The organism is Paraburkholderia sp., assembly GCF_004298475.1.
GTDB lineage: Bacteria > Pseudomonadota > Gammaproteobacteria > Burkholderiales > Burkholderiaceae > Paraburkholderia > Paraburkholderia denitrificans.
The window spans coordinates 38981-60048 of sequence record NZ_SCRP01000030.1 but is presented as its reverse complement, the minus strand read 5'-3'; the positions used below and the strand labels follow the sequence as shown (position 1 = coordinate 60048).

General features: G+C 66.2%; 19 protein-coding genes and 1 tRNA gene. 10 read left to right on the top strand and 10 right to left on the bottom strand.

Features of this window, described 5'->3' with window-relative positions:
• Positions 1-740 (top strand): AAA-associated domain-containing protein (locus tag EPN59_RS14935; protein ID WP_293046287.1); only part of this gene is annotated, 740 nt, incomplete at its 5' end.
• Positions 741-897: 157 nt separating this feature from the next.
• On the opposite strand, the gene EPN59_RS14930 is transcribed toward EPN59_RS14935, so the two are convergent.
• On the bottom strand, positions 898-1974 hold the full coding sequence (locus EPN59_RS14930; protein WP_293034188.1) for a sigma-54 dependent transcriptional regulator: 1077 nt from the start codon (positions 1972-1974) through the stop codon (positions 898-900).
• A 440-nt stretch (positions 1975-2414) separates the two neighbouring features.
• On the opposite strand from EPN59_RS14930, the gene EPN59_RS14925 reads away from it, so the two are divergent.
• The 5 genes from EPN59_RS14925 to otsA all read left to right on the top strand — a co-directional run bounded on the left by EPN59_RS14925 (position 2415) and on the right by otsA (position 6888).
• Positions 2415-2726 (top strand): hypothetical protein, encoded by a 312-nt coding sequence (locus EPN59_RS14925; RefSeq protein WP_293034189.1) that lies wholly within the window; start codon positions 2415-2417, stop codon positions 2724-2726.
• 351 nt (positions 2727-3077) lie between these two features.
• Positions 3078-4481: a sigma-54 dependent transcriptional regulator gene (locus EPN59_RS14920; RefSeq protein WP_293034190.1), complete on the top strand. Its 1404-nt coding sequence runs from the start codon at positions 3078-3080 to the stop codon at positions 4479-4481.
• Between the two features lie 162 nt (positions 4482-4643).
• Positions 4644-4817, top strand: a complete 174-nt coding sequence (locus EPN59_RS14915) for a hypothetical protein (protein ID WP_293034191.1) — start codon at positions 4644-4646, stop codon at positions 4815-4817.
• Between the two features lie 208 nt (positions 4818-5025).
• Entirely contained in the window at positions 5026-5250 is a 225-nt protein-coding gene (locus tag EPN59_RS14910; protein WP_293034192.1) for a hypothetical protein, read from the top strand.
• A 213-nt stretch (positions 5251-5463) separates the two neighbouring features.
• Positions 5464-6888, top strand: coding sequence for an alpha,alpha-trehalose-phosphate synthase (UDP-forming) (otsA, locus tag EPN59_RS14905; protein WP_293034193.1), 1425 nt, complete (start codon positions 5464-5466; stop codon positions 6886-6888).
• A gap of 163 nt (positions 6889-7051) precedes the next feature.
• Here otsA and EPN59_RS14900 read toward each other — a convergent pair whose 3' ends face one another.
• The 9 genes from EPN59_RS14900 to EPN59_RS14860 form a co-directional block, all read right to left on the bottom strand.
• Complete coding sequence (locus EPN59_RS14900; protein ID WP_293046284.1) at positions 7052-7609, bottom strand: hypothetical protein; 558 nt, start codon at positions 7607-7609, stop codon at positions 7052-7054.
• 206 nt (positions 7610-7815) lie between these two features.
• Positions 7816-9231 carry an MFS transporter gene (locus EPN59_RS14895; RefSeq protein ID WP_293034195.1) on the bottom strand — a complete coding sequence of 472 codons (1416 nt, stop codon included), beginning with the start codon at positions 9229-9231 and terminating at the stop codon, positions 7816-7818.
• 150 nt (positions 9232-9381) lie between these two features.
• Positions 9382-9885, bottom strand: coding sequence for a YbhB/YbcL family Raf kinase inhibitor-like protein (locus tag EPN59_RS14890; RefSeq protein ID WP_293034196.1), 504 nt, complete (start codon positions 9883-9885; stop codon positions 9382-9384).
• 170 nt (positions 9886-10055) lie between these two features.
• A complete protein-coding gene (gene vsr / locus EPN59_RS14885; protein WP_293034197.1) occupies positions 10056-10505 on the bottom strand; it encodes a DNA mismatch endonuclease Vsr in 450 nt (149 codons plus the stop codon).
• A 66-nt stretch (positions 10506-10571) separates the two neighbouring features.
• Positions 10572-12020 carry a DNA (cytosine-5-)-methyltransferase gene (gene dcm / locus EPN59_RS14880; RefSeq protein WP_293046282.1) on the bottom strand — a complete coding sequence of 483 codons (1449 nt, stop codon included), beginning with the start codon at positions 12018-12020 and terminating at the stop codon, positions 10572-10574.
• Between the two features lie 111 nt (positions 12021-12131).
• Positions 12132-12413: a hypothetical protein gene (locus EPN59_RS14875; RefSeq protein ID WP_293046280.1), complete on the bottom strand. Its 282-nt coding sequence runs from the start codon at positions 12411-12413 to the stop codon at positions 12132-12134.
• Positions 12414-12701: 288 nt separating this feature from the next.
• Positions 12702-12974, bottom strand: coding sequence for a hypothetical protein (locus EPN59_RS14870; protein ID WP_293033843.1), 273 nt, complete (start codon positions 12972-12974; stop codon positions 12702-12704).
• Positions 12975-13043: 69 nt separating this feature from the next.
• Positions 13044-13118 (bottom strand) — tRNA-Arg (locus EPN59_RS14865).
• Positions 13119-13325: 207 nt separating this feature from the next.
• Positions 13326-13508: a rubredoxin gene (locus EPN59_RS14860; protein ID WP_293033851.1), complete on the bottom strand. Its 183-nt coding sequence runs from the start codon at positions 13506-13508 to the stop codon at positions 13326-13328.
• A gap of 285 nt (positions 13509-13793) precedes the next feature.
• On the opposite strand from EPN59_RS14860, the gene EPN59_RS14855 reads away from it, so the two are divergent.
• The 4 genes from EPN59_RS14855 to parC all read left to right on the top strand — a co-directional run bounded on the left by EPN59_RS14855 (position 13794) and on the right by parC (position 20943).
• Positions 13794-14195, top strand: a complete 402-nt coding sequence (locus EPN59_RS14855) for a DUF4399 domain-containing protein (protein WP_293033841.1) — start codon at positions 13794-13796, stop codon at positions 14193-14195.
• Between the two features lie 121 nt (positions 14196-14316).
• Positions 14317-16245: an ATP-binding cassette domain-containing protein gene (locus EPN59_RS14850; RefSeq protein WP_293033839.1), complete on the top strand. Its 1929-nt coding sequence runs from the start codon at positions 14317-14319 to the stop codon at positions 16243-16245.
• Between the two features lie 332 nt (positions 16246-16577).
• Positions 16578-18563 carry a DNA topoisomerase IV subunit B gene (locus tag EPN59_RS14845; RefSeq protein ID WP_293033837.1) on the top strand — a complete coding sequence of 662 codons (1986 nt, stop codon included), beginning with the start codon at positions 16578-16580 and terminating at the stop codon, positions 18561-18563.
• Positions 18564-18627: 64 nt separating this feature from the next.
• On the top strand, positions 18628-20943 hold the full coding sequence (gene parC / locus EPN59_RS14840) for a DNA topoisomerase IV subunit A (RefSeq protein ID WP_293033835.1): 2316 nt from the start codon (positions 18628-18630) through the stop codon (positions 20941-20943).
• Positions 20944-21068 lie beyond the last annotated feature (125 nt).

Here is a 21068-nt window from a genome sequence, read left to right as displayed (position 1 = left end):
TGTGGACCCAGGGCCGCCTGCCGATCAAGTCGGTGCTGATCGTCACGCACAACATCGAAGAAGCGGTGTTCATGTGCGACCGCATTCTCGTGCTGTCGTCGAATCCGGGCCGTGTCGTCGCCGAAATCAAGGTGCCGTTCAAGCATCCGCGCAATCGTCTGGACCCGGAATTCCGCAAGCTCGTCGACGATATCTACGCGAAGATGACCGCCCGCCAGACCGGCGAGACGACGAAGAAGGGGCTGGAACTCGGCAGCTGGCTGCCGCGCGTGTCGACCAACCTGATGGCCGGTCTGATCGAAACGCTCGCGACCGCGCCGTATCATGGCCGCGCCGACATGCCGGAAATCGCGCGCTCGCTGCATCTGGAAGTCGACGATCTGTTCCCGATTGCGGAAGTGCTGCAGCACCTCGGTTTCGCCGACGTGCGCGAAGGCGACGTGCTGCTCACGCCGCCCGCGCGCGTGTTCGCCGAGTTCGGCACGCAGGAGCGCAAGATGATGTTCGCGGAGCATCTGCTGCGCAACGTGCCGCTCGCGGCGCGCATCAAGAAGGTGCTCGGCGAGCGGCCTGGACATCGTGCGCCGCGCGTGCGCTTCGAGCAGGAACTGGAAGACTTCCTGTCCGACGGCGCCGCCGAGGAGACGCTCGACACGGTGATCGACTGGGGCCGTTACGGCGAGATCTTCTCGTACAACGACCAGTCGGAAATTTTCAGCCTCGAAGACGTGGAGTCCTGAGCGCTTCGCGGCATACGGAAAAACGGTCGCTCAATGGTCGCTCCGGCGGCCATTTTTTTATGGATGCGGCGCGAAAGCGTACTGATTCACGCGCGCCGCAGCAGCCGCTGCGCATTTGCATCCGCGCGCTGGCGGCATCACGCTGATGCCGCCGCGCTCAACGGCTATCGCGCGTGCGGTCGTCTTCGTCGTCGATGCCATCGTCCGCGCCGTAGCTGCCGAGACGGTTATAGAGCGTCTTGAGGCTCACGCCCAGCGTGCGCGCCGCAAGGCGCTTGTCGCCGCCGCAATATTTAAGTGTGCCGAGGATGATCTGCTTTTGCGCGTCGGCGAGCGGCGTGCCGATCCAGACGCTCATCGCATCGCCCTGCGTGACCGGCTTCTTCACACGCGGCACCAGTTGGGGATGGGTGATCTCCACGGCTTTTTCCGCGAGGATGAACGCCCGATAGACGGCGTTCTTCAACTCGCGCACGTTGCCGGGCCACGACCAGTTGCGCACCGCTTCCAGCGCGCGCTTGCTGAAGGCCTTCTGCGAGCGTTCCTGCTCGTTGAGTTCGGCGAGAAACAGTTGCGCCAGCAGTTCGCGGTCGTGCCCGCGCTCGCGCAGCGGCGGCACGCGCAGCGGAAACACGGCAAGGCGGTACATCAGGTCTTCGCGCAGGCAGCTTTCCTTGACGGCGGTAACGGGATCGCGGTTGGTCGCGGCGATGACGCGCACGTCGCCGTGGATCGCCTCGTTGCCGCCCACCGGAAAGTAGTCGCCGGTTTCGAGCGCGCGCAGCAGCTTCACCTGGTGGAGCAACGACATTTCGGTGATTTCGTCGAGGAACAGCGTGCCGCCGCGCGCGTGCTCGAAGTGCCCGTCGCGCGCCTGCACCGCGCCCGTGAAGCTGCCTTTCTCGTGGCCGAACAGTTCGGCCTCGATCAGATCGTCGGGGATCGCGCCGCAGTTGACGGGGATGAACGGACCGTCGCGCCGCGCGCTCAGATCGTGAATGGTGCGCGCCACGAGTTCCTTGCCCGTGCCCGATTCGCCGACGATCAGCGCGGTGGCGTCGGTGGCCGCCACGCATCCGATCTGCGCGTAGAGCTCCTGCATCACCGGGGATGAACCGTAGAGCCGCCCAAACGACTCCAGTCCGGCGACGCGCGCGCCGTTGTCCTCTCTTTCGTTGCGCTTGTTGCGCGTGTTGCGATCGGCGGCGGGCGTGCCCGGCTCGATTTGCGCCATAAGCTATTCCGTCCTGAAAAGGGGGCTTACGCCGTTGAGCGGCTGCATTGTCACGACGGCATAACGTCATGCCGTCGTACGGCGAGCGGCCGGGGCGCGGTTCGGACATGGCCGTCCAGGACTGGCACGGGAGAAGCTGCGCCGACGGCCGCATGGTCTGCATCGCCTGAATATTTAACCACCGTGACACGCCGCAGGGCAATCGACGCCCTGTCAGACGGACGTTCGCGCTGTGCTGTCATTGCGCAGTTACCTTGGCGTACACGTATGTCGGTACGATGTTGGCCGATCTTCGCACATCCGGCACGAATCCTGCTGTGGAACTCGCGACGCTCGCCCGGATCGACGGTATACGGGCGGTGCCTTACCGCACGATCCCGGTGTTGACCGGGACGGGACGCTACATGGCAAGATGCACGGCAAGATCCGGAGGATGCGACATGTCGAAGAACAGAACGAATCTGGTGAGCGCATTGCTTGCCGTTGGCGCGCTCGGCGCGACGGCCGGGATGATGGCCTGGCGCTGGTCGCAGCGCCATCGGGCGCAGCGCATTAGCTATCACCGTGACTTGAGCCGCTGGGAAGGCGAGGGCGGCGCGCTCGACGCAGACGGCGGCAGTGTCGCCGGAGCGACTGCCTCCAGCGCGGGCGTGTCGGGTCTGTCGGCTGCCAGGGCATCGGGCGCGGCAGCGTCTGGTCAGAGCAACGGCGCGGCCGGTGCGCCCTGGCCGTTTCCGCACGGCAACGCTTGAGCCCGGCGCGTTCCTGTCACGAATCCGGCGCGAATCCGGCGTGAATCCTCTACGACGTGCACCCTGCTGCCCGGTCGCGCGAGGCTGGGCGCGCGTCTATCTCGAATCGGCCTATAATGGTCATATCAACAACAATCTTGGTCATGATCGGTCAATAACTGCGGGATTGTTGCATCATTGCAGCTAAAGCACGCCTGCGCCGCCTTCGGCGCGGTGCCTGACCGTTTCGTACTCCACCACGCTACGACTGCGTGCGCCGCGTCTGTGCGGCGCCGGTTCCTATGGTTTCTATTGCACGCCGCGACGTGCGGTTGTGCGGGGCCATTCACTTTCGAGGGCTGACGAGACGCGATGCCACATGTATTGATTGTCGATGACGATGCGGGGACCCGCGAGGCACTGGCCGCCGTGGTGGGCGACGACGGACTCACCACCGCACAGGCCGGCGACCTGCGCGAGGCGCGCATCCAGCTCGTGCGGCAGACGCCGGACGTGGTCTTTGCCGATCTCAAGCTGCCCGACGGCAGCGGGACCGAGCTGTTCCAGGATCTCGATCCGCGCTCGGGCGTGGAACTCGTGGTCATCACCGGCCACGCGAGCGTCGAGACGGCTGTCGACGCACTCAAGGCCGGCGCGATCGACTACCTCGTCAAGCCGATCAACCTGCAGCGCGTGAAGGCGATCCTGAACCGGCTGCCGCGCGCGGGCGACCTCAAGGCCGAAATCGGGACGTTGCGCGGCGAGCTGCGCCGCATGGGCCGTTTCGGTCTGATGCTCGGCAGTTCCACGGCGATGCAGGAGGTTTACGACCAGATCGGCCGGGTGGCGCCGACGCCTGCGTCGGTGATGCTCGTCGGCGAGTCGGGCACCGGCAAGGAACTCGCCGCGCAGACCATTCATCAGCTGAGTCTGCGGCGCAAGCAGGAATTCCTCGCGGTCAACTGCGGCGCGATTTCGCCGAACCTGATCGAATCGGAGATGTTCGGCCACGAGCGCGGCTCGTTTACCGGCGCGGACCGGCAGCACAAGGGCTATTTCGAACGCGCGAACGGCGGCACGCTGTTTCTCGACGAAATCACCGAAATGCCGGTCGAGCTTCAGGTGAAGCTCCTGCGCGTGCTGGAGACGGGCATGTTCATGCGCGTCGGGACGACCCGGGAGATCGAAACCGATGTGCGGCTCATCGCGGCGACCAACCGCGATCCCGAGCAGGCCGTCGCCGAAGGCAAGCTGCGCCTCGATCTCTATCACCGGCTCAACGTCTTCCCGATCAACCTGCCGCCGCTGCGCGAGCGCGGCAAGGATGTCGGGTTGCTCGCCCAGTCGTTTCTCGACGAACTCAACGAACGCCACGGCACGAAGCGGCAGTTCCCGGCCGCCGTGCGCGAAATGCTGGCCGCGTACCCGTGGCCCGGCAACGTGCGCGAGCTGAAGAACTACGTGCAGCGCGCGCACATCATGGCGAGCGCCGATGGCGACCTGACCGCCGCCGTGCCGTTGCAGATCTCGCTGTCGAAGTCGATGGCCGGGACGGCGGTGACGATTCCATTTGGGACCTCGCTCGCCGACGCCGACCGGCAACTGATTCTCGCCACGCTTGAACAATGCGGCGGCGTGAAGACGCGGGCGGCGGAAATTCTCGGCATCAGCCTGAAGACGCTCTATAACCGGCTCGTCGAATACGGCAACGAGCGCGGCAAGGGCGAAGCGGACGATCCGGCGTCCACGCATGTCACGGGCGGCGCGGACGTCTGAGCATGCGACCCTGCGGCGGCCCGCGCAGGCTGTGGATCGGGCCGCTCGCGCCTGGTTCATGGTATGTCCCTTGCGCTGGTGAGCGGAGGGAGAGATTTCGAGGAGTGAGCCATGCCCCACTGCCAATTCACAGGTCACACAGACCACACCGGAAACACCGGTATGAAGCCGTATCTCGCACATACCCCGCAGCCTGACGACCCGCCGCCGGGCGAGCCGGACGAGCCGGATGGGCCGCCGATCGGCGATCCGCCGCCCGAGCCGTTCGAGGCGTCGCAATCGAATGGGCATGGGCTCCGGCCTGCCGACCCCACGCAGCGCAGTTGTGCCGTGTGAATACGGCGCACTCGACGGCCGGGCTGGCCAGGCTGACGTGCTCGGCCGCGCCGGGAAGCACATCGCGTACCCGCGTCGGGGTGGCTCTTACGCTTTTATGTACGAGTTACAAAGCTTTCGCCATTTTTACCGGAAATTTCACGCGACGAACCCTAGACTATGATCACGCGCTGCCGCCAGGTAGCGGCCTGGCGCTGGAGGCATGGACATGAGACATCCCGCATTGCGTCGTTCAGCACGTCATTCGGGCAAGCGCGGTCCGCGTGATGGAGATCAGCCGGGCAACTATCCGCCCACCATGGGCGCACCCGATCCGGCCGGGCAAAACCGCACGGCGCCGGGCGTGCCGCCCGATGGCGAGCACAACCAGGGCGGTGCGCGGGCTGAAGGGCTCGATTACCAGCGCGATCTCGGGTCGGAACAGGACGCGTGAGTTTCATCCGGCCCCCACAGCGCGTCATCCAGTCATTTCCAGCCGTTTCCCGCTGTTTTAGCCATTCCGCAGGGCGCACCCGCTGTGCGGGATGCGCTTGTCCCGTCGCTGCCGAAAGCGTGCTTCCACCCAGGCTGTCGGACACGTGGCACGCGTCTTGCGATCTTCAGGTCGATATCGTCTTGGAATCAACGAAACAGGAGGTTAGCCGCAATGGGCAGACTGATCGTGGTATCGAATCGCGTTGCGCCGACGCAGGAAGGGCGGCCCGCCGCTGGCGGGCTCGCTGTCGGCGTGCTGGACGCGCTCAAGGAAACGGGCGGTGTGTGGTTCGGCTGGAGCGGCGAGACCGTCACCGCGCCGTCGCATCCGGCCATTGAGCAGCAAGGCAACGTGACCTACGCGACGGTCGGCCTCACGCGCCGTGACTACGACCAGTACTACAAGGGCTTTTCGAACACCACGCTCTGGCCGACTTTCCATTACCGCAACGACCTCGCGCGGTACGAGCGCCAGGACTACGCGGGCTATCTGCGTGTGAACGTGGCGCTTGCGCGCCAGCTTCAGCCGATGATCGAACCCGACGACATCGTCTGGGTCCACGACTATCACCTGATCCCGTTCGCGCGCTGCCTGCGCGATCTCGGCGTGAAGAATCCGATCGGCTTTTTCCTGCACATTCCGCTGCCGGTGCCCGAGGTGCTGCGCTCGGTGCCGCCGCACGAGGAACTGATGAAGTTCATGTGCCACTACGACGTGGTCGGCTTCCAGACCGATTCGGATCGCCAGGCGTTCCTCGACTACGTCGAGCGCGGCGGCCACGGCAGCGCGAGCGACGACGGCATGGTCCACGCGTGGGGGCGTTTCCTGAAGGTGGGCGCCTACCCGATCGGCATCTATCCCGACGCAATTGCAACCTCCGCCGCGCAGTTCTCCGACCGCAAGTCCGTGCGCAGCCTGCGCGACGCCATGCGCGGGCGCAAGCTCATCATGAGCGTCGACCGGCTCGATTATTCGAAGGGCCTCGCCGAGCGCTTCCAGGCCTTCGAGCGCCTGTTGCAGAACGGGCCGGGCTGGCATGGCCGCGTGTCGCTTTTGCAGATCGCGCCGCCGACGCGTTCGGACGTGCAGACCTATCAGGCCATCCGGCGCAACCTCGAAGGCGAGGCGGGCCGCATCAACGGCCGCTTCGCGCAACTCGACTGGACGCCGATCCAGTACCTCAACCGCAAGTACGAGCGCAATCTGCTGATGGGGCTCTTCCGGCAGGCGCACGTCGGCTATGTCGCGCCGTTGCGCGACGGGATGAATCTCGTCGCGAAGGAATATGTGGCGTCGCAGAATCCCGAGGATCCGGGCGTGCTCGTGCTCTCGCAGTTCGCGGGTGCGGCGGAGCACATGCCGGGCGCGCTCGTCGTCAATCCTTACGATCTGAACCAGACGGCGGAAGCGCTCGAGCGCGCGCTCTCGATGCCGCGCAGCGAGCGTCACGCGCGCTACACGGACATGATGGCTTCGCTACGCGAGAACAATCTCTCGGTGTGGCGCGATACGTTCCTCACCGATCTGCGCAGCGTCGCGACGGCCGCATCGGTCACGGCCAGGGCGCGCAGCGTTGCACCGGCGAAGGCCGGGTGACCGCTCGGCTGCTCTGAGCCGCTGCGGCGTAGTAGTGCGTCTCGGCGTGGCGCAGCGGCGCGCGCACAAACGCGCACAAACGCGCGCACGCGCACATATCCACTCACGCGGCGGCCTGCGGGCCGCCGCGTTGCGTTGCAGCGCTCGCGCGTGTCAGGCGCGTTTAAGCCGCCTTGCCGTACGGCTCGGGCGTGCGGGTCGGATCGAAGTCGGCCCAATGGCCGCCTTGCCAGCGGCCCGAGGCCCGCTCGACGTCGGCCGCACCGGCTTCGCGCAGCACATCGGCGGCGGCGGCCTGGTTCTCGGGGCTCACGTGCACCGCGAGCAGCACGCCCGAACTGCGCATTTCGTGCAGCACGCGCTCATGATGCTCGGCGGCGTGCTGCCGGCTCGCGCTGATGCCGATCCAGGCGCCGATCCACGCGCCGACGCCCGCCGCAAGCACCATGACCGGCAGCGAGCCCGACAGCCCTGCAAAAAGCACGACGCCGACCACGGCGCCCGCCACCGCGCCAGCGGTGAAGTTGCGCGTGAAATGCGGCGACAGGAGGACGGGGCCTTGCGGCGTGGCGGTGTGGATCGCGTGACGGGCGTGCTGCCCGCGCGGGTTGACGAAGAAGAAGTTCACGTCTTCCTCGACGAAGCCGCGTGCGAAGAGTTTCTCGGCGACGGCCTCGGCGGCGGGGAAGGTCGTGAACCGTCCAGCGACGATCAATGACATGGAAATCCCCTTGGGTTTGATTGAACACCGTGAAGGGAAGATCGCGGCGGCACGAATCGACATGAATCGACATGAATCGGCGCGCCGTTATGCGTTTGGACAGCGGCGACGCGCACGAGTGCGAAGGACGAGCGGGCGTAAAACGGGGGCGCTACGGCGGCGTAATGTTGCCGTCGGGTTGCCGTTGAGTTGTCGTTGGGTTGTCGTTACGTCTTCGCGGTCGCCGCGCTGCCCGGTATGAGCCGCAGCATGCTGATGACGGCGGCAACGGCGGAAAACGCGGTTGCGGCATAGAGGGCGAGCGTCGGCCCGTGTTGCGGCGCAATGCCGAAGATCAGTGCGACGAGCGCGGCGCCGAGTGTCTGTCCGGTGAGGCGCGCCGTGCCGAGCATGCCGCTCGCGCCGCCCGAGCGTTCGCGCGGCGCGGACGAGAGCATCTGCCGGTTGTTCGGCGACTGGAACGTGCCGAATCCCGCGCCGCACAGCGCCATGCGCCAGCTGATGTCGAATGCGGACGGATGCCCGCCGAGCGTTGCGAGCAGCAACAGGCCGAGGGCGAACAGCGCGAGCCCGATGCCGCCGAGGATGCCCGCCGGATAGCGGTCGGACAGCCAGCCCGCGAGCGGCGCAGCCGCGACGATGACGAGCGGCCACGGCGTCATGAGAAAGCCGGTCTGTACCTGCGAGAGACCGAACGTGTCCTGCAGCAGGAACGGCAACGCGACGAAGGCAAGCATTTGCGCGCAGAACGAACACATCGACGTTCCGACCGAAAGCGAGAAAGCGGGAATGCGCAGCAGATCGACGGGCAAGAGCGGCGCAGGCTGGCTCAACTGGCGGCGCACGAAGTACCAGCCGATCGCGATGGCGGCCAGGAGCTCGACGGCGATCCAGATGCGGCGCTCGCCGTGGCCGAGGCCGTCGACGGCGAAGATCAGCAGGCCGAACACAAGTGCGTTGAGGACGGCGCTCCAGTAATCGTAGTGCGCCCGATGCGGATCGTTGAGGGGCAGCGTGCGCAGCCCGAGTGCAAATGCGGCGACGCCGATCGGCACGTTGATCGCGAAGAGCCACGGCCACGAGGCGACGGAGAGCACGGCGGAGGCGATGGTCGGGCCGACTGCGGAGGCGATGGCGACGACCATCGCGTTGATCGCGACGCCGCGGCCGAGCTTGCTGCGCGGATAGATCATGCGCACGAGTGCGGTGTTGACGCTCATGATGCCGGCGCCGCCGAAGCCCTGCACCATGCGCGCGAACGCGAGTTCGGGCAGCGACGTGGCGAGCGCGCAACCGAGCGACGCGACGGTGAAGAGCGCGAGCCCCGCCAGGTACACGCGCCGGTAGCCGATCCGGTCGCCGAGCGACGCGAGCGGCAAAAGCGAGATGGTGATCGAGAGCTGGTACGCGTTGACGATCCAGATCGAGCTGGCGGCGCTGGCGTGCAGGTGACGCGCGATGGTCGGCAAGGCGACGTTGGCGATTGCGCCGTCGAGCACGGCGAGCGTGATGCCGAGCGCAACGACGATGATCGCGTGATAGCGCTGCGGCAGCGGCAGCCCGGGCTCGGCTTCAACGAGGGCGGCGGCGGATGGTCCGGATAGCGAAGGATGGGTGGGCATCGATGATTGGGCGTGCGCCGCGCGTCGCTTCGCGGGCGGTTCGTACGCGATACACGCGAGCGAGCGGTTGGCATGCGAGCGGGCGCGAGGCGCCAAACGCGGGCGGCGTCCGGCGCATGGCCTGCGCGCTCGCCGCCCGGCGGCACAGCGTTATTTCAGTTCGTAGAGCCCGACGTAGGTGGCCGAGTCCAGTTCGTTCAGGTGCGTCATGAAACGCGCGACCGCGTTGGTCGTTTCCGGCGTAACCGGCAGTTGCGCGATCTTCAGCGCATGCACGCGGAAGATGTAGCGATGGGGCTGGTCGCCGCGCGGCGGCGCCGCACCGCCGAAGCCGACCGTGCCGTAGTCGTTGCGCACCTGCACCGCGCCTTGCGGCAGCAGACTGCCGTCGGCCTTGCCCGCGTTGCGTGCGAGCGAGCGCACGTCGGGCGGAATGTTGACGACGATCCAATGCCAGAAACCGCTGCCGGTGGGCGCGTCCGGATCGTAGACGGTCAGCGCGAGGCTTTGCGTATCCTCGGGCGGCGCTTCCCATTGCAGGGCGGGCGAGACGTTGTCGCCGTCGACGCCGAAGGCCCGATCGTCGAATTCCTGCGCCTTCGGCATGAAGCCGTTGCTCGGAAAATCGTCGGACCAGAGTCGGAAATCAGCCATCCTCCTTACCTCCTTCTTGTGAGTTGCAGCCGTCGATGCGTCTGCGGGCGCGGCCGAATCGGTCGAGTGAGTTTATCACCGCCACGCGCGCGCCATGGCTGGGCCTGACAGCGATGTCTGGCAGCCCGGCGCGCTCGTCCGCACGCGCATCCGTACGTTTTTCAGCACGCTTATCCGTGCGCTTCGAACCAGGCTGATGCCCCGTCCTTCAGCCATGCGCCGAGCCGCTCGACGACGGCTTGCGGATCGTGACCGGCGCCGCGCAGCGCGCACTCCCAGATCACCGCGACGCGCCAGCCCTGTGCGGCGAGCGCGGCGAGCGCGCGCGCGTCGTTGGCGCGGTTGCGCGCGATCTTCTCGCGCCAGAACTCGGGGCGTGTCTGCGGCCATTTGAAGAGTGCGCAGGGGTGGCCATGCCAGAAGCAGCCGTGCACGAACACCACGGCGCGATAGCGCGGCAGCACGATGTCCGGACGGCCCGGCAGCTCGCGCACGTCGAGCCGGAAGCGAAAGCCGCGCCGGTGCAGCAGGCTGCGGATCGTGCGCTCCGGTTTCGTGTCGCGGCCGCGGATGCCGGACATCATCCGGCTGCGGGTGGCGGAATCGACGACGTCTGTCATGGTCCGAGGTCTGTGCGCCGTCCGTTGGCTAGTCGTAACCCAGGTGGCTCAGGTGGCGCGGGTGGTTTAAGCGGCTTCGGCGGCTGGCCGCTTGCGCCGCGTTGCGCGCGCTGCTTTGTCCGCTGCTTCGTTCGCTGCTTTGTCCACCGCTTTGTCCGCCGCTTCTTCCGCAAGCTTGCGCGCTGTCCCGGGCCGTGTCTTGCGCGCCGCAGCCGGTTTTGCCTCGGCACGCGCGCTGGTTTTTTCGTCGCCCGTCGCACCCGCCCGTCCGAGTGCCGCATCGAGGTGCGGCATCATCGTGCGCGCGACTTCGCGCATCACGGGCATCACCACGCTGTTGCCGAACTGCCGGTACGCCTGGGTATCGCTGACGGGAATGCGGAACGTGTCGGGAAAGCCCATCAGCCGCGCGCACTCGCGCGGCGTGAGGCGGCGCGGGCGCACGCCTTCGCCCTGGTGGACGAGGATCTCGCTGCCGTCCTTGTGATAGCGCGCCGAAAGCGTGCGCGTGACGCTGTGGGGAAACGCGAGGCCGTAACCGAAACCGTTGCCGGCTGCGCGATGCTTCGCGGCGTACTGCTGAAGGTACTGCCAGAGACCGGGTGTGAGCGTGTACTTCGGCTGCACGCGGCGCGCGCGGTGATCGAAGAAACGATCGCCGTCAGCGGGGAGCAGCGGCTCCGTGCCGTCGGTGCGATGGAGGATCGACGCGAGGCGCGGGCCTTCGTCAGGCAGGGCGAGCGCGTCCCACGTGAATGCCGCGGGCTCGCGAAACCCGGCGATGATGATGCGCTCGCGATGCTGCGGCGTGAAATGGCGCCCGTCGATCACGCGATAGTGGACGTCGTAGCCCAGTTCGTCGCGCAGCACCTGGAGGATCACGTCGAAGGTGCGGCCGCGGTCGTGCGAGAGCAGGTTCTTCACGTTTTCGAGCAGGAAGGCGGCGGGGCGCTTCTCGGCGATGATGCGCGCGACGTCGAAGAAGAGCGTGCCTTGGGTCGTGCACTCGAAACCGTGCGGACGGCCCAGCGCGTTCTTCTTGGACACGCCCGCAATCGAGAACGGCTGGCACGGGAACCCGGCGAGCAGGACGTCGTGATCGGGGATGTCGGCGGCGGGGACGACAGTGATATCGCCGGTGATCGCGTGTCGATCGCCGTGGTTTTCCAGGTAGGTCTTGTTCGAGAACGGATTCCACTCGCTCGTGAACACGCACTCGCCGCCATGCGCCTCGAAGCCGAGGCGAATGCCGCCGATGCCCGCGAACAGGTCGACGAACCGGAACCGCGCAGGCGTTCCGACGGCGCGCTCGCTGCCGGACAACAGTTCGCGCAATGTGGCGTCGAGCATGGCGGGGCAGGGCGTTTCACCCTTTTCCCAGCGGCGCACGGTCTTGACGTCCTTGCCGACATGCGCGGCGATCTGTTGCTGGGTGAAGCGTTGACGTGCCTGCCGCAGCAGGTCTCGCGAATGAGCCGTGGACACGGAATCCTCTCTGGGTATTTTGGCGGACATTATGACCGACAGACGACCCGCGGCACCAGGGATTCCGTGAGCGGCGCGCAAGTCGCGCCGTGGGATGGCTCGGCCTGCCGCGTCGCGGCCGGAGGACGGATCGACGATCGATCAGGCGTGCCCGGATCTGGCTGCGGCTTCCTGCTGTGAAGGTGAGGGCGAGGCCGCCGACTCGGCCGCTTGCGTTGCGCCGCGCTCGTATTGGTCGAGCAGGGCAAGGAGGCTGTCGATTTCGCTGAGCTGGCCTTTGCTGACGAGGCCGGTGTCGAGCAAGCGGAACAGGCGTTGGCGCCAGTAGCGTGCGGGAAAGATCGGGCCGGCCAGATCGCCGTTCAGCGCGAGCGGCACGACACGGCGGATGTGCGCGATGTCCTGGTCGATCAGGTTCGACATGAGATGGCCAGCGACGGTGGGACGATTCGAGTCCATATCGCTATAACGGCAGCGGCCGCCGCAGCTTGAGGGCCGCGCGCCTCCCTGTTTACCCGGATCAATGCGTGGAGCAAAGCGCGGATCAACGCGCGGATCAACACGTGAAGCAAAGCGGCGACGTGCGCGATGGCCGATGCGGCGGATGGGTCGGCGGTGCGGCAGCCGTGCGAATCGGCTTTTGCGGCTTGCGCGGCGGGTGCAGGTTTATGCGGCCTGTGCGGCTTATGCAGCTTGTGCCGCTTGTGCGTTTTATTCGTCGCTCGGCGGCGTATCGGCTTGCGGCTGCGCGGCGGCTTCGAGGAAGCGGCGGGTGGCTTCGAACGACTGCAGCATCTGCTCGGGCCACGGCGTCTGGAGCATGACGGCCTGATGGTTTTCGAACGCCGACGTGAGGAGCCGTGCGAGTTCCGGCGAATTCAGATGACGCAGCACGACGCTGAGCGCAATCGCGCTGGCCTGGCTCGCGCCGGCCGTCTGCAGTTCGGAGGCGGTGAGGGCGGCGAGTTGCTTGTTGATGTCCATGAAGGATCTCTGCTTGGGATAGTGGCGTCCAGCCGTCCGGATGGGGGGAGGCGGCGCGTGGCGGGCGGCTGGTCCCCCTGGCAGGAATCGAACCTGCATCTAGCGCTTAGGAGGCACTTGTTCTATCCATTGAACTACAGGGAGGCGTGCGGGACGCATGACTGCAGGCTCCGCCGGTTCGCCATGTTTCCCAAGTTACCCGTCATGGCGCGGAGCACGCGCGCGTTCGCGCCGACGGCGAATCGCGATGCAGGACGTGGAGTATAGCAAACGCGCCCCGGCCCGAGAATGACACGTCAGCGGGTGCGTCAGTGGGCACCTCAGTGGGCGCCTCAGCGGGCGTCAGCGCAATCAGAACTCGACGACAGCGAATTCCGATTTGCCCACGTCGCACAGCGGGCAGCGCCAGTCTGCGGGGATATCGGCGAAACGCGTGCCTGCCGGGATGCCCTCGTTGGGCAGCCCTTCTTTCTCGTTATAGATCCAGCCGCAGATCAGGCAGACCCAGCTTTTGTATTCGATAACTTCGTCGATGACTTCGCTCACAGCAGACCTTCCATCCGTTCGATGTGATGCCTTTCATGCGCCCCCTTTTGCGGACCGTTTCGGGTGTCCTTCAGGGGCGGCAGGCGACCCGCGATAGTACCGGAAAATGACCGGAAAATCCCATCGCCTGCGGACGAAAGTCGTGTTGCGCGGCGGCGGCCGTCTGCAGCGCGAGCGCTTGCCGACGCGGTGTATCCTGATCCGCAGGCGTCTCGCGGGCATGGATGCATCGTGCGGCGCCTGTCGGTCCACCTACTTTCGAGGAGAACGACGATGGTCAGGAACATTCTGCTGGCGGGCGCGGCGCTCGCGGCCTTTCTTGCGGCGAGCGGCGTTGCGCGCGCCGAAGGCGTCTATTTCGTGACGCCGAAGGACGGTGCGACGGTGAGCAATCCGGTGCACGTGAAATTCGACGTCGACGGCATGACGGTCGCGCCCGCGGGCACGACCACGCCCAGCACCGGCCACCATCACCTGCTGATCGACAGCGGGCCGCTGCCGCAAGGCCAGGTCGTGCCGGTCAACGACAAGTCGGTCCACTACGGCAAGGGACAGACAGAAGCCGACGTCATGCTGCCGCCCGGCGATCACACGCTCACCGCGCAGTTCGCCGACGGCGCGCACCGCTCGTACGGGCCCCAGTGGAGCCAGACGGTCACGGTCCACGTGAAGTAACGCGGCCGCTCCGGCGTGCGGCAAAGCGCCGGGGAGACCGGAGTGGGGGGCGTGGGGGCCGCGCCCCGCCGCCCCGGTACAATGCGCGCTTCAGGTCCAACGCAGGCATCGTTCCCCAGTCATGTCGCTTTACACCATTACCGGCGCGCAACTCGCGTTCGGTCACGTCGCGCTCCTCGATCACGCGGACTTCTCGCTCGAACCCGGCGAGCGCGTCGGGCTGATCGGCCGCAACGGCGCGGGCAAGTCGTCGCTGCTCAAGATCGTCGCCGAACTCGCCAAGCCCGACGACGGCCTCATCACGCGTCAGCAGCATCTTTCGACCGTCTATGTGCCGCAGGAACCCGAGTTCGATGCCAACGCCTCGGTGTTCGATGCGGTCGCCTCGGGGCTCGAAGGCGTGCGCGCGCTGCTCGACGAGTACGATGCCGTCGCGCACCGTCTCGCCGACACGCCCGAAGGCATCGAGCACGATGCGCTGCTCGCGCGCATGAACGCGCTGCAGTCGTCGCTCGATGCGGCCGATGCCTGGAACTGGCGCACGCGCGTGTCGACGACGCTCGCGCAGATCGGCCTCGACGGCGACGCACGCGTGGGCGCGCTCTCGGGCGGCATGCAAAAGCGCGTGGCGCTCGCGCGCGCGCTCGTCGTGCAGCCCGATGTGTTGCTGCTCGACGAGCCGACCAACCACCTCGACTTCGACGGCATCCGCTGGCTCGAAGATCTGCTCGTCTCGCAGCGCGCGAGCCTGCTCTTCATCACCCACGACCGCGCGTTCCTCGACCGCGTGGCGACGCGCATCGTCGAACTCGATCGCGGGCATCTGCTGTCGTATCCGGGCAACTTCACGCAGTACCAGGAGCGCAAGGCGCAGCAGCTCGAAGTGGAGCGCGTCGAAAACGACAAGTTCGACAAGCTGCTCGCGCAGGAAGAGGTGTGGATCCGCAAGGGCGTCGAGGCGCGGCGCACGCGCAGCGTCGGGCGCATCGCGCGTCTCGTGCAGATGCGCAACGAGCGCGCCGAACGCCGCAACGTGCTCGGCAACGTGAAGCTCGACGTGGCGCAGGGCGAGAAGTCCGGCAAGATCGTCGCGGAACTCACCGACGTCGTGAAACGCTACGCAGACCGAACCATCGTCGACCGCTTCTCGTCGATCGTGATGCGCGGCGACAAGATCGGCTTCGTCGGCCCGAATGGCGCGGGCAAGACCACGCTGCTCAAGCTCATCCTCGGCGAGCTTGCGCCCGACGAGGGCACGGTGCGCGTCGGCACGAACCAGCAGATCGCGTACTTCGACCAGATGCGCGCGCAGCTCGACCTCGAAAAGAGCCTCGCCGACACGATCAGCCCCGGCAGCGACTGGGTCGAGATCAATGGCGCGAAAAAGCATGTGATGAGCTATCTCGGCGACTTCCTGTTCGCGCCGGAGCGCGCACGTTCGCCGGTGAAGTCGCTCTCGGGCGGCGAGCGCAACCGTCTGTTGCTCGCGCGCCTCTTCGCGCGGCCCGCCAACGTGCTGGTGCTCGACGAGCCGACCAACGACCTCGACATTCCGACGCTCGAACTGCTGGAAGAACTGCTCGCCGACTACGACGGCACCGTGCTGCTCGTGAGCCACGATCGCGCGTTTCTCGACAACGTGGTGACGTCGGTGATCGCGTCCGAGGGCAACGGGCTGTGGCGCGAGTACGTGGGCGGCTTCACCGACTGGCAGACGCAGAGCGCGCGCTCGCAGGAAATCGCCGAGGCGCGCGCGCCGCGCGACGCCGCGCCGGTTGCGGCCGCGCCGAAGGACAGCGCGGCGGGGCGCAATGCGCAGCGCTCCGTGAAGCTCTCGTTCAAGGAGCAGCGCGAACTGGAGGCGCTGCCCGCGCAGATCGAGGCGCTGGAGACGAAGCAAAAAGCCATCGGCGCGCAGATCGAGGAGGGTTCGATCTTCGTGAAGGATGCCCAGGAGGGCGCGCGGCTCACCGAGCGCTATGCGCAGATCGACGAGGAACTGCTCGTCGCGCTCGAACGGTGGGAGGCGCTGGAGAGCAAGCGCAAGTAGCGGAGTCAGGCAGGTTCAGGCAGAACTGAGCAGAAACGAGCGAGGCGGCCTTTCGAACAGGCCGCTTTTTTTCATCCGGTGTGAGCGTTGCCGGGCCGGTGCGTCGGTATCAAGCCACCGTACCCGGCTCCGAACCAAATTGCCGCGCAGCACCAAATCAGTACAATACCTGGCCAATAGCAGGTGAATCGGCTCGCCGCGCGTCTGCCTGCGCGGCGGGCATGCCAGTTCACACCGTTGTTTCGTTTCGCTTTTTTTGAAAACTCAACGCGTTATCCACGTAGATGTCCACAGAGCCTGTGGACATCTGGGCGGAAATCCGACGGACCACCATGTCTACGAAGAAGTCAAACGCCGCGTACAGCGAAGCGTCGATCAAAGTGCTCAAGGGCCTCGAGCCCGTCCGGCAGCGGCCGGGCATGTACACGCGCACCGAAAATCCGCTGCACATCATTCAGGAAGCCATCGACAACGCCTCCGACGAAGCGCTCGGCGGCTATGGCAAGCGCATCACGGTGACGCTGCATGCCGATCAGTCGGTTTCCGTCGAGGACGATGGCCGCGGCATCCCATTCGGCCTGCATCCCGAAGAGAAAGTGCCGGTCGTCGAAATCGTTTTCACGCGGCTGCACGCGGGCGGCAAGTTCGATAAGGCCGCCGGCGGCGCGTATACGTTCTCGGGCGGTCTGCATGGCGTCGGCGTGTCGGTGACCAATGCGCTGTCGAAGCGCCTCGACGTCACCGTCTGGCGCGACGGCAAGGTCGCCGAAATCGGCTTTGCGGACGGCAACGTGGCGAGGCCGCTCACCACGCGCAACGCCGCGCGCGACGATAAGAAGAGCGGCACGCGCGTGACCGCGTGGGCCGATCCGAAGTATTTCGATTCGGCCAATCTGCCGCTCGGCGAGTTGCAGCGTCTGTTGCGCTCGAAGGCGGTGCTGCTGCCCGGCGTCGAAGTCGAACTCGTCAACGAGAAGACAGGCGAGCGTCAAAGCTGGAAGTACGAAGACGGCCTGCGCGGCTATCTGCTCGAAGGCATGGGCGGCAGCGAGCTGCTGATCCCGCTGTTCGAAGGCGAGCTGTATGCCGATCACGCGCGCACCGGCGACGACACCTTCGCCGACGGCGAAGGCGCTGCCTGGGTCGTCGCGTGGAGCGAGGAAGGCTCGCTCACGCGCGAATCGTATGTGAACCTGATTCCGACGCCCGCGGGCGGCACGCACGAATCGGGCCTGCGCGACGGTCTTTTCCAGGCCGTGAAGAGTTTTGTCGAATTGCACAACCTTCAGCCGAAGGGCGTGAAGGTGCTGCCCGAAGACGTGTTCGCGCGCGTGTCGTTCGTGCTTTCGGCGAAAGTGCTCGATCCGCAGTTCCAGGGGCAAATCAAGGAGCGCCTGAATAGCCGCGACGCCGTGAAGCTCGTTTCGTCGTGCGCGCGTCCGGCGCTCGAACTGTGGCTCAACCAGCACGTCGAGCACGGCAAGAAGCTGGCCGAACTGGTCATCAAGCAGGCCCAGGCGCGCACGCGCGCGGGCCAGAAAGTCGAGAAGCGCAAGAGTTCCGGCGTGGCCGTGCTGCCGGGCAAGCTGACCGACTGCGAATCGACGGACATCGGGCGCAACGAACTGTTCCTCGTCGAGGGCGATTCGGCGGGCGGTTCCGCGAAGATGGGCCGCGACAAGGAATATCAGGCGATCCTGCCGCTGCGCGGCAAGGTCCTCAACACGTGGGAGACCGAGCGCGACCGTCTGTTCGCCAACAACGAGGTGCACGACATTTCGGTGGCGATCGGCGTCGATCCGCACAGCCCCGACGACAGCGTCGATCTCTCGAACCTGCGTTATGGCAAGATCTGCATCCTCTCGGATGCCGACGTCGACGGTTCGCACATCCAGGTGCTGCTGCTCACGCTGTTCTTCAAGCACTTCCCGCAACTGATCGAGCGCGGCCACGTGTGCGTGGCGCGTCCGCCGCTCTTTCGCGTCGATGCGCCTGCGCGCGGCAAGAAGCCCGCGCAGAAGCTCTATGCGCTCGACGACGGCGAACTCGACGCGATCCTCGACAAGCTGCGCAAGGACGGCGTGCGTGATACGCAATGGACCATCAGCCGCTTCAAGGGCCTCGGCGAAATGAGCGCCGAGCAGCTTTGGGACACGACCATGAACCCGGACACGCGGCGTTTGTCGCCGGTTTCGCTCGGCGAACTCGACTACGAGGCCACCGTCGCGCGCATGACGATGCTGATGGGCAAGGGCGAAGCGGCGTCGCGCCGCTCGTGGCTCGAAGAGAAGGGCAACGAGGTCGAAGCGGACATCTGACGCGCGTGCCGGGGTTTGCACACGCTTGCACACACGTCTGGACAGGAATACGGACTGACTGAATATGGACGATCTTTTTGCTGAAGTGACGGGCGGCGCCGAAGGCGACACGCTGACGCTCGGCCACTACGCGGAGCGCGCGTACCTCGACTACGCGGTGAGCGTCGTGAAGGGCCGCGCGCTGCCCGATGTCTGCGACGGCCAGAAGCCGGTGCAGCGGCGCATTCTCTACGCGATGAACGAAATGGGCCTCGGCGACAACGCCAAGCCGGTGAAGTCGGCGCGCGTGGTCGGCGACGTGCTCGGTAAATACCACCCGCACGGCGACCAGTCGGCGTACGACGCGCTCGTGCGGCTCGCGCAGGACTTCTCGATGCGCTATCCGCTCATCGACGGCCAGGGCAATTTCGGCTCGCGCGACGGCGACGGCGCGGCGGCGATGCGTTACACGGAAGCGCGCCTCACGCCGATTGCGAAGCTGCTGCTCGACGAAATCGACATGGGCACGGTCGGCTTCATGCCGAACTACGACGGCTCGTTCGAAGAGCCGAAGACGCTGCCCGCGCGTTTGCCGATGCTGCTGCTGAACGGCGCGTCGGGCATCGCAGTGGGTCTCGCCACGGAAATTCCCTCGCACAACCTGCGCGAAGTCGCGGCGGCGGCGGTTGCGATGATCCGCAATCCGCAGATCACGCACGCCGAAATCATGGACAAGCTGCCGGGGCCGGATTTCCCGGGCGGCGGCCAGATCATTTCGAGCGAAGCGGAAATCGCGGCGGCGTACGAAACCGGGCGCGGCAGCCTCAAGGTGCGCGCGCGCTGGAAGATCGAGGATCTCGCGCGCGGCCAGTGGCAACTGGTGGTGACCGAGCTGCCGCCGAACACGTCGTGCCAGCGGGTGCTCGAAGAGATCGAGGAACTGACGAACCCGAAGCTCAAGCTCGGCAAGAAAACCCTCACGCCCGAGCAGCTGCAGAGCAAGCAGTCGATGCTCGCGCTGCTCGACGCGGTGCGCGACGAATCGGGCAAGGCCGCGCCCGTGCGCCTCGTGTTCGAGCCGAAGACGAGCCGCATCGACCAGAGCGAATTCGTGAATTCGCTGCTCGCGAACACGAGCCTCGAATCGAACGCCACGCTCAATCTCGTGATGATCGGCGCCGATGGCCGTCCGCGCCAGAAGGGCATCGGCGAGATCCTGTACGAGTGGATCGGCTATCGCTTCGCGACGGTCACGCGCCGCACGCAGCATCGCCTGACGAAGGTCGACGAGCGCATCCACATCCTCGAAGGGCGGATGATCGTCTTCCTCAACATCGACGAAGTCATCCGCATCATTCGCGAATCCGACGAGCCGAAAGCGGCGCTCATCTCGGCGTTCGGTCTTTCCGACCGCCAGGCCGAAGACATCCTCGAAATCCGTCTGCGCCAGTTGGCGCGGCTCGAAAAGATCAAGATCGAGAAGGAACTCGAAGCGCTGCGCGACGAAAAGGCGAAGCTCGAAGAACTGCTCGCGAACGAAGCGTCGATGAAGCGCGTCATCGTGAAGGAAATCGAAGGCGACGCGAAGCAATACGGCGACGACCGCCGCACGCTGATCCAGCAGGAAAAGCGCGCGTCGTTCGAAGTGCGCGTGGTGGACGAGCCGGTTACGGTCGTCGTGTCGCAGAAGGGCTGGGTGCGCGCGCTCAAGGGCCACGGGCTCGACAGTCAGGGCTTCACGTTCAAGGCCGGCGACGCGCTCTATGCGGCATTCCAGTGCCGCACGCCCGATACGCTCATCGCCTGGGGCAGCAATGGCCGCGTCTATTCGATATCGGTCGCGCAACTGCCGGGCGGGCGCGGCGACGGCGTGCCGGTCACGTCGCTCATCGAACTCGAAGCGGGTTCGCATCTGCTGCATTACTTCGCGGCCGGCGCGGATCAGCCATTGCTGCTCGCGTCGAGCAACGGCTTTGGCTTCATCGCGAAGATCGGCGACATGGTGAGCCGCGTGAAGGCGGGCAAGTCGTACATGACGATCGACGAAGGCGCGGTGCCGCTTGCGCCGATGCCGGTGCTGCCGGGCGCGCTCCAGGTGGCGTGTCTGTCGTCGGGCGGGCGGCTGCTCGTGTTCGGCCTCGACGAGATGAAGACGCTTTCCGCAGGCGGCCGCGGCGTGACGCTCATGCAGCTCGACGACAAGGAGAAGCTCGTGCAGGCGCTCGCGATCGGCGCGGCGGGTGTGGTGCTGCTCGGCACGGGGCGCGGCGGCAAGCCGGGCGAGGATCTGATGGCGGGGCCGGTGCTGGCGCCGCAGATCGGCAAGCGCGCGCGCAAGGGCCGCGCGCCCGATTCGAAGCTCAAGCAGATCTTTTCGTTGCGTCCGGTGTTGCAGCAGTAAAGCCCAGTAAAAGTCAGGAGCAGGGCGGCGGGCGACGCCTGTGCGATGCGCGAGCGCGACGCAGGTGCCCACACTCTGAACGTGCCTTTACGCGACATGAAATAATCGCGCGCTAACGCGCTTGC

Bases quoted from the DNA above. Each gene is read 5' to 3' on its own strand.
- EPN59_RS14930 (WP_293034188.1), bottom strand. From the start codon at position 1,974: ATGGCGCAAATCGAGCCGGGCACGCCCGCCGCCGATCGCAACACGCGC.
- EPN59_RS14925 (WP_293034189.1), top strand. From the start codon at position 2,415: ATGTCGAAGAACAGAACGAATCTGGTGAGCGCATTGCTTGCCGTTGGC.
- EPN59_RS14920 (WP_293034190.1), top strand. From the start codon at position 3,078: ATGCCACATGTATTGATTGTCGATGACGATGCGGGGACCCGCGAGGCA.
- EPN59_RS14915 (WP_293034191.1), top strand. From the start codon at position 4,644: ATGAAGCCGTATCTCGCACATACCCCGCAGCCTGACGACCCGCCGCCG.
- EPN59_RS14910 (WP_293034192.1), top strand. From the start codon at position 5,026: ATGAGACATCCCGCATTGCGTCGTTCAGCACGTCATTCGGGCAAGCGC.
- otsA (WP_293034193.1), top strand. From the start codon at position 5,464: ATGGGCAGACTGATCGTGGTATCGAATCGCGTTGCGCCGACGCAGGAA.
- EPN59_RS14900 (WP_293046284.1), bottom strand. From the start codon at position 7,609: ATGTCATTGATCGTCGCTGGACGGTTCACGACCTTCCCCGCCGCCGAG.
- EPN59_RS14895 (WP_293034195.1), bottom strand. From the start codon at position 9,231: ATGCCCACCCATCCTTCGCTATCCGGACCATCCGCCGCCGCCCTCGTT.
- EPN59_RS14890 (WP_293034196.1), bottom strand. From the start codon at position 9,885: ATGGCTGATTTCCGACTCTGGTCCGACGATTTTCCGAGCAACGGCTTC.
- vsr (WP_293034197.1), bottom strand. From the start codon at position 10,505: ATGACAGACGTCGTCGATTCCGCCACCCGCAGCCGGATGATGTCCGGC.
- dcm (WP_293046282.1), bottom strand. From the start codon at position 12,020: ATGTCCGCCAAAATACCCAGAGAGGATTCCGTGTCCACGGCTCATTCG.
- EPN59_RS14875 (WP_293046280.1), bottom strand. From the start codon at position 12,413: ATGTCGAACCTGATCGACCAGGACATCGCGCACATCCGCCGTGTCGTG.
- EPN59_RS14870 (WP_293033843.1), bottom strand. From the start codon at position 12,974: ATGGACATCAACAAGCAACTCGCCGCCCTCACCGCCTCCGAACTGCAG.
- EPN59_RS14855 (WP_293033841.1), top strand. From the start codon at position 13,794: ATGGTCAGGAACATTCTGCTGGCGGGCGCGGCGCTCGCGGCCTTTCTT.
- EPN59_RS14850 (WP_293033839.1), top strand. From the start codon at position 14,317: ATGTCGCTTTACACCATTACCGGCGCGCAACTCGCGTTCGGTCACGTC.
- EPN59_RS14845 (WP_293033837.1), top strand. From the start codon at position 16,578: ATGTCTACGAAGAAGTCAAACGCCGCGTACAGCGAAGCGTCGATCAAA.
- parC (WP_293033835.1), top strand. From the start codon at position 18,628: ATGGACGATCTTTTTGCTGAAGTGACGGGCGGCGCCGAAGGCGACACG.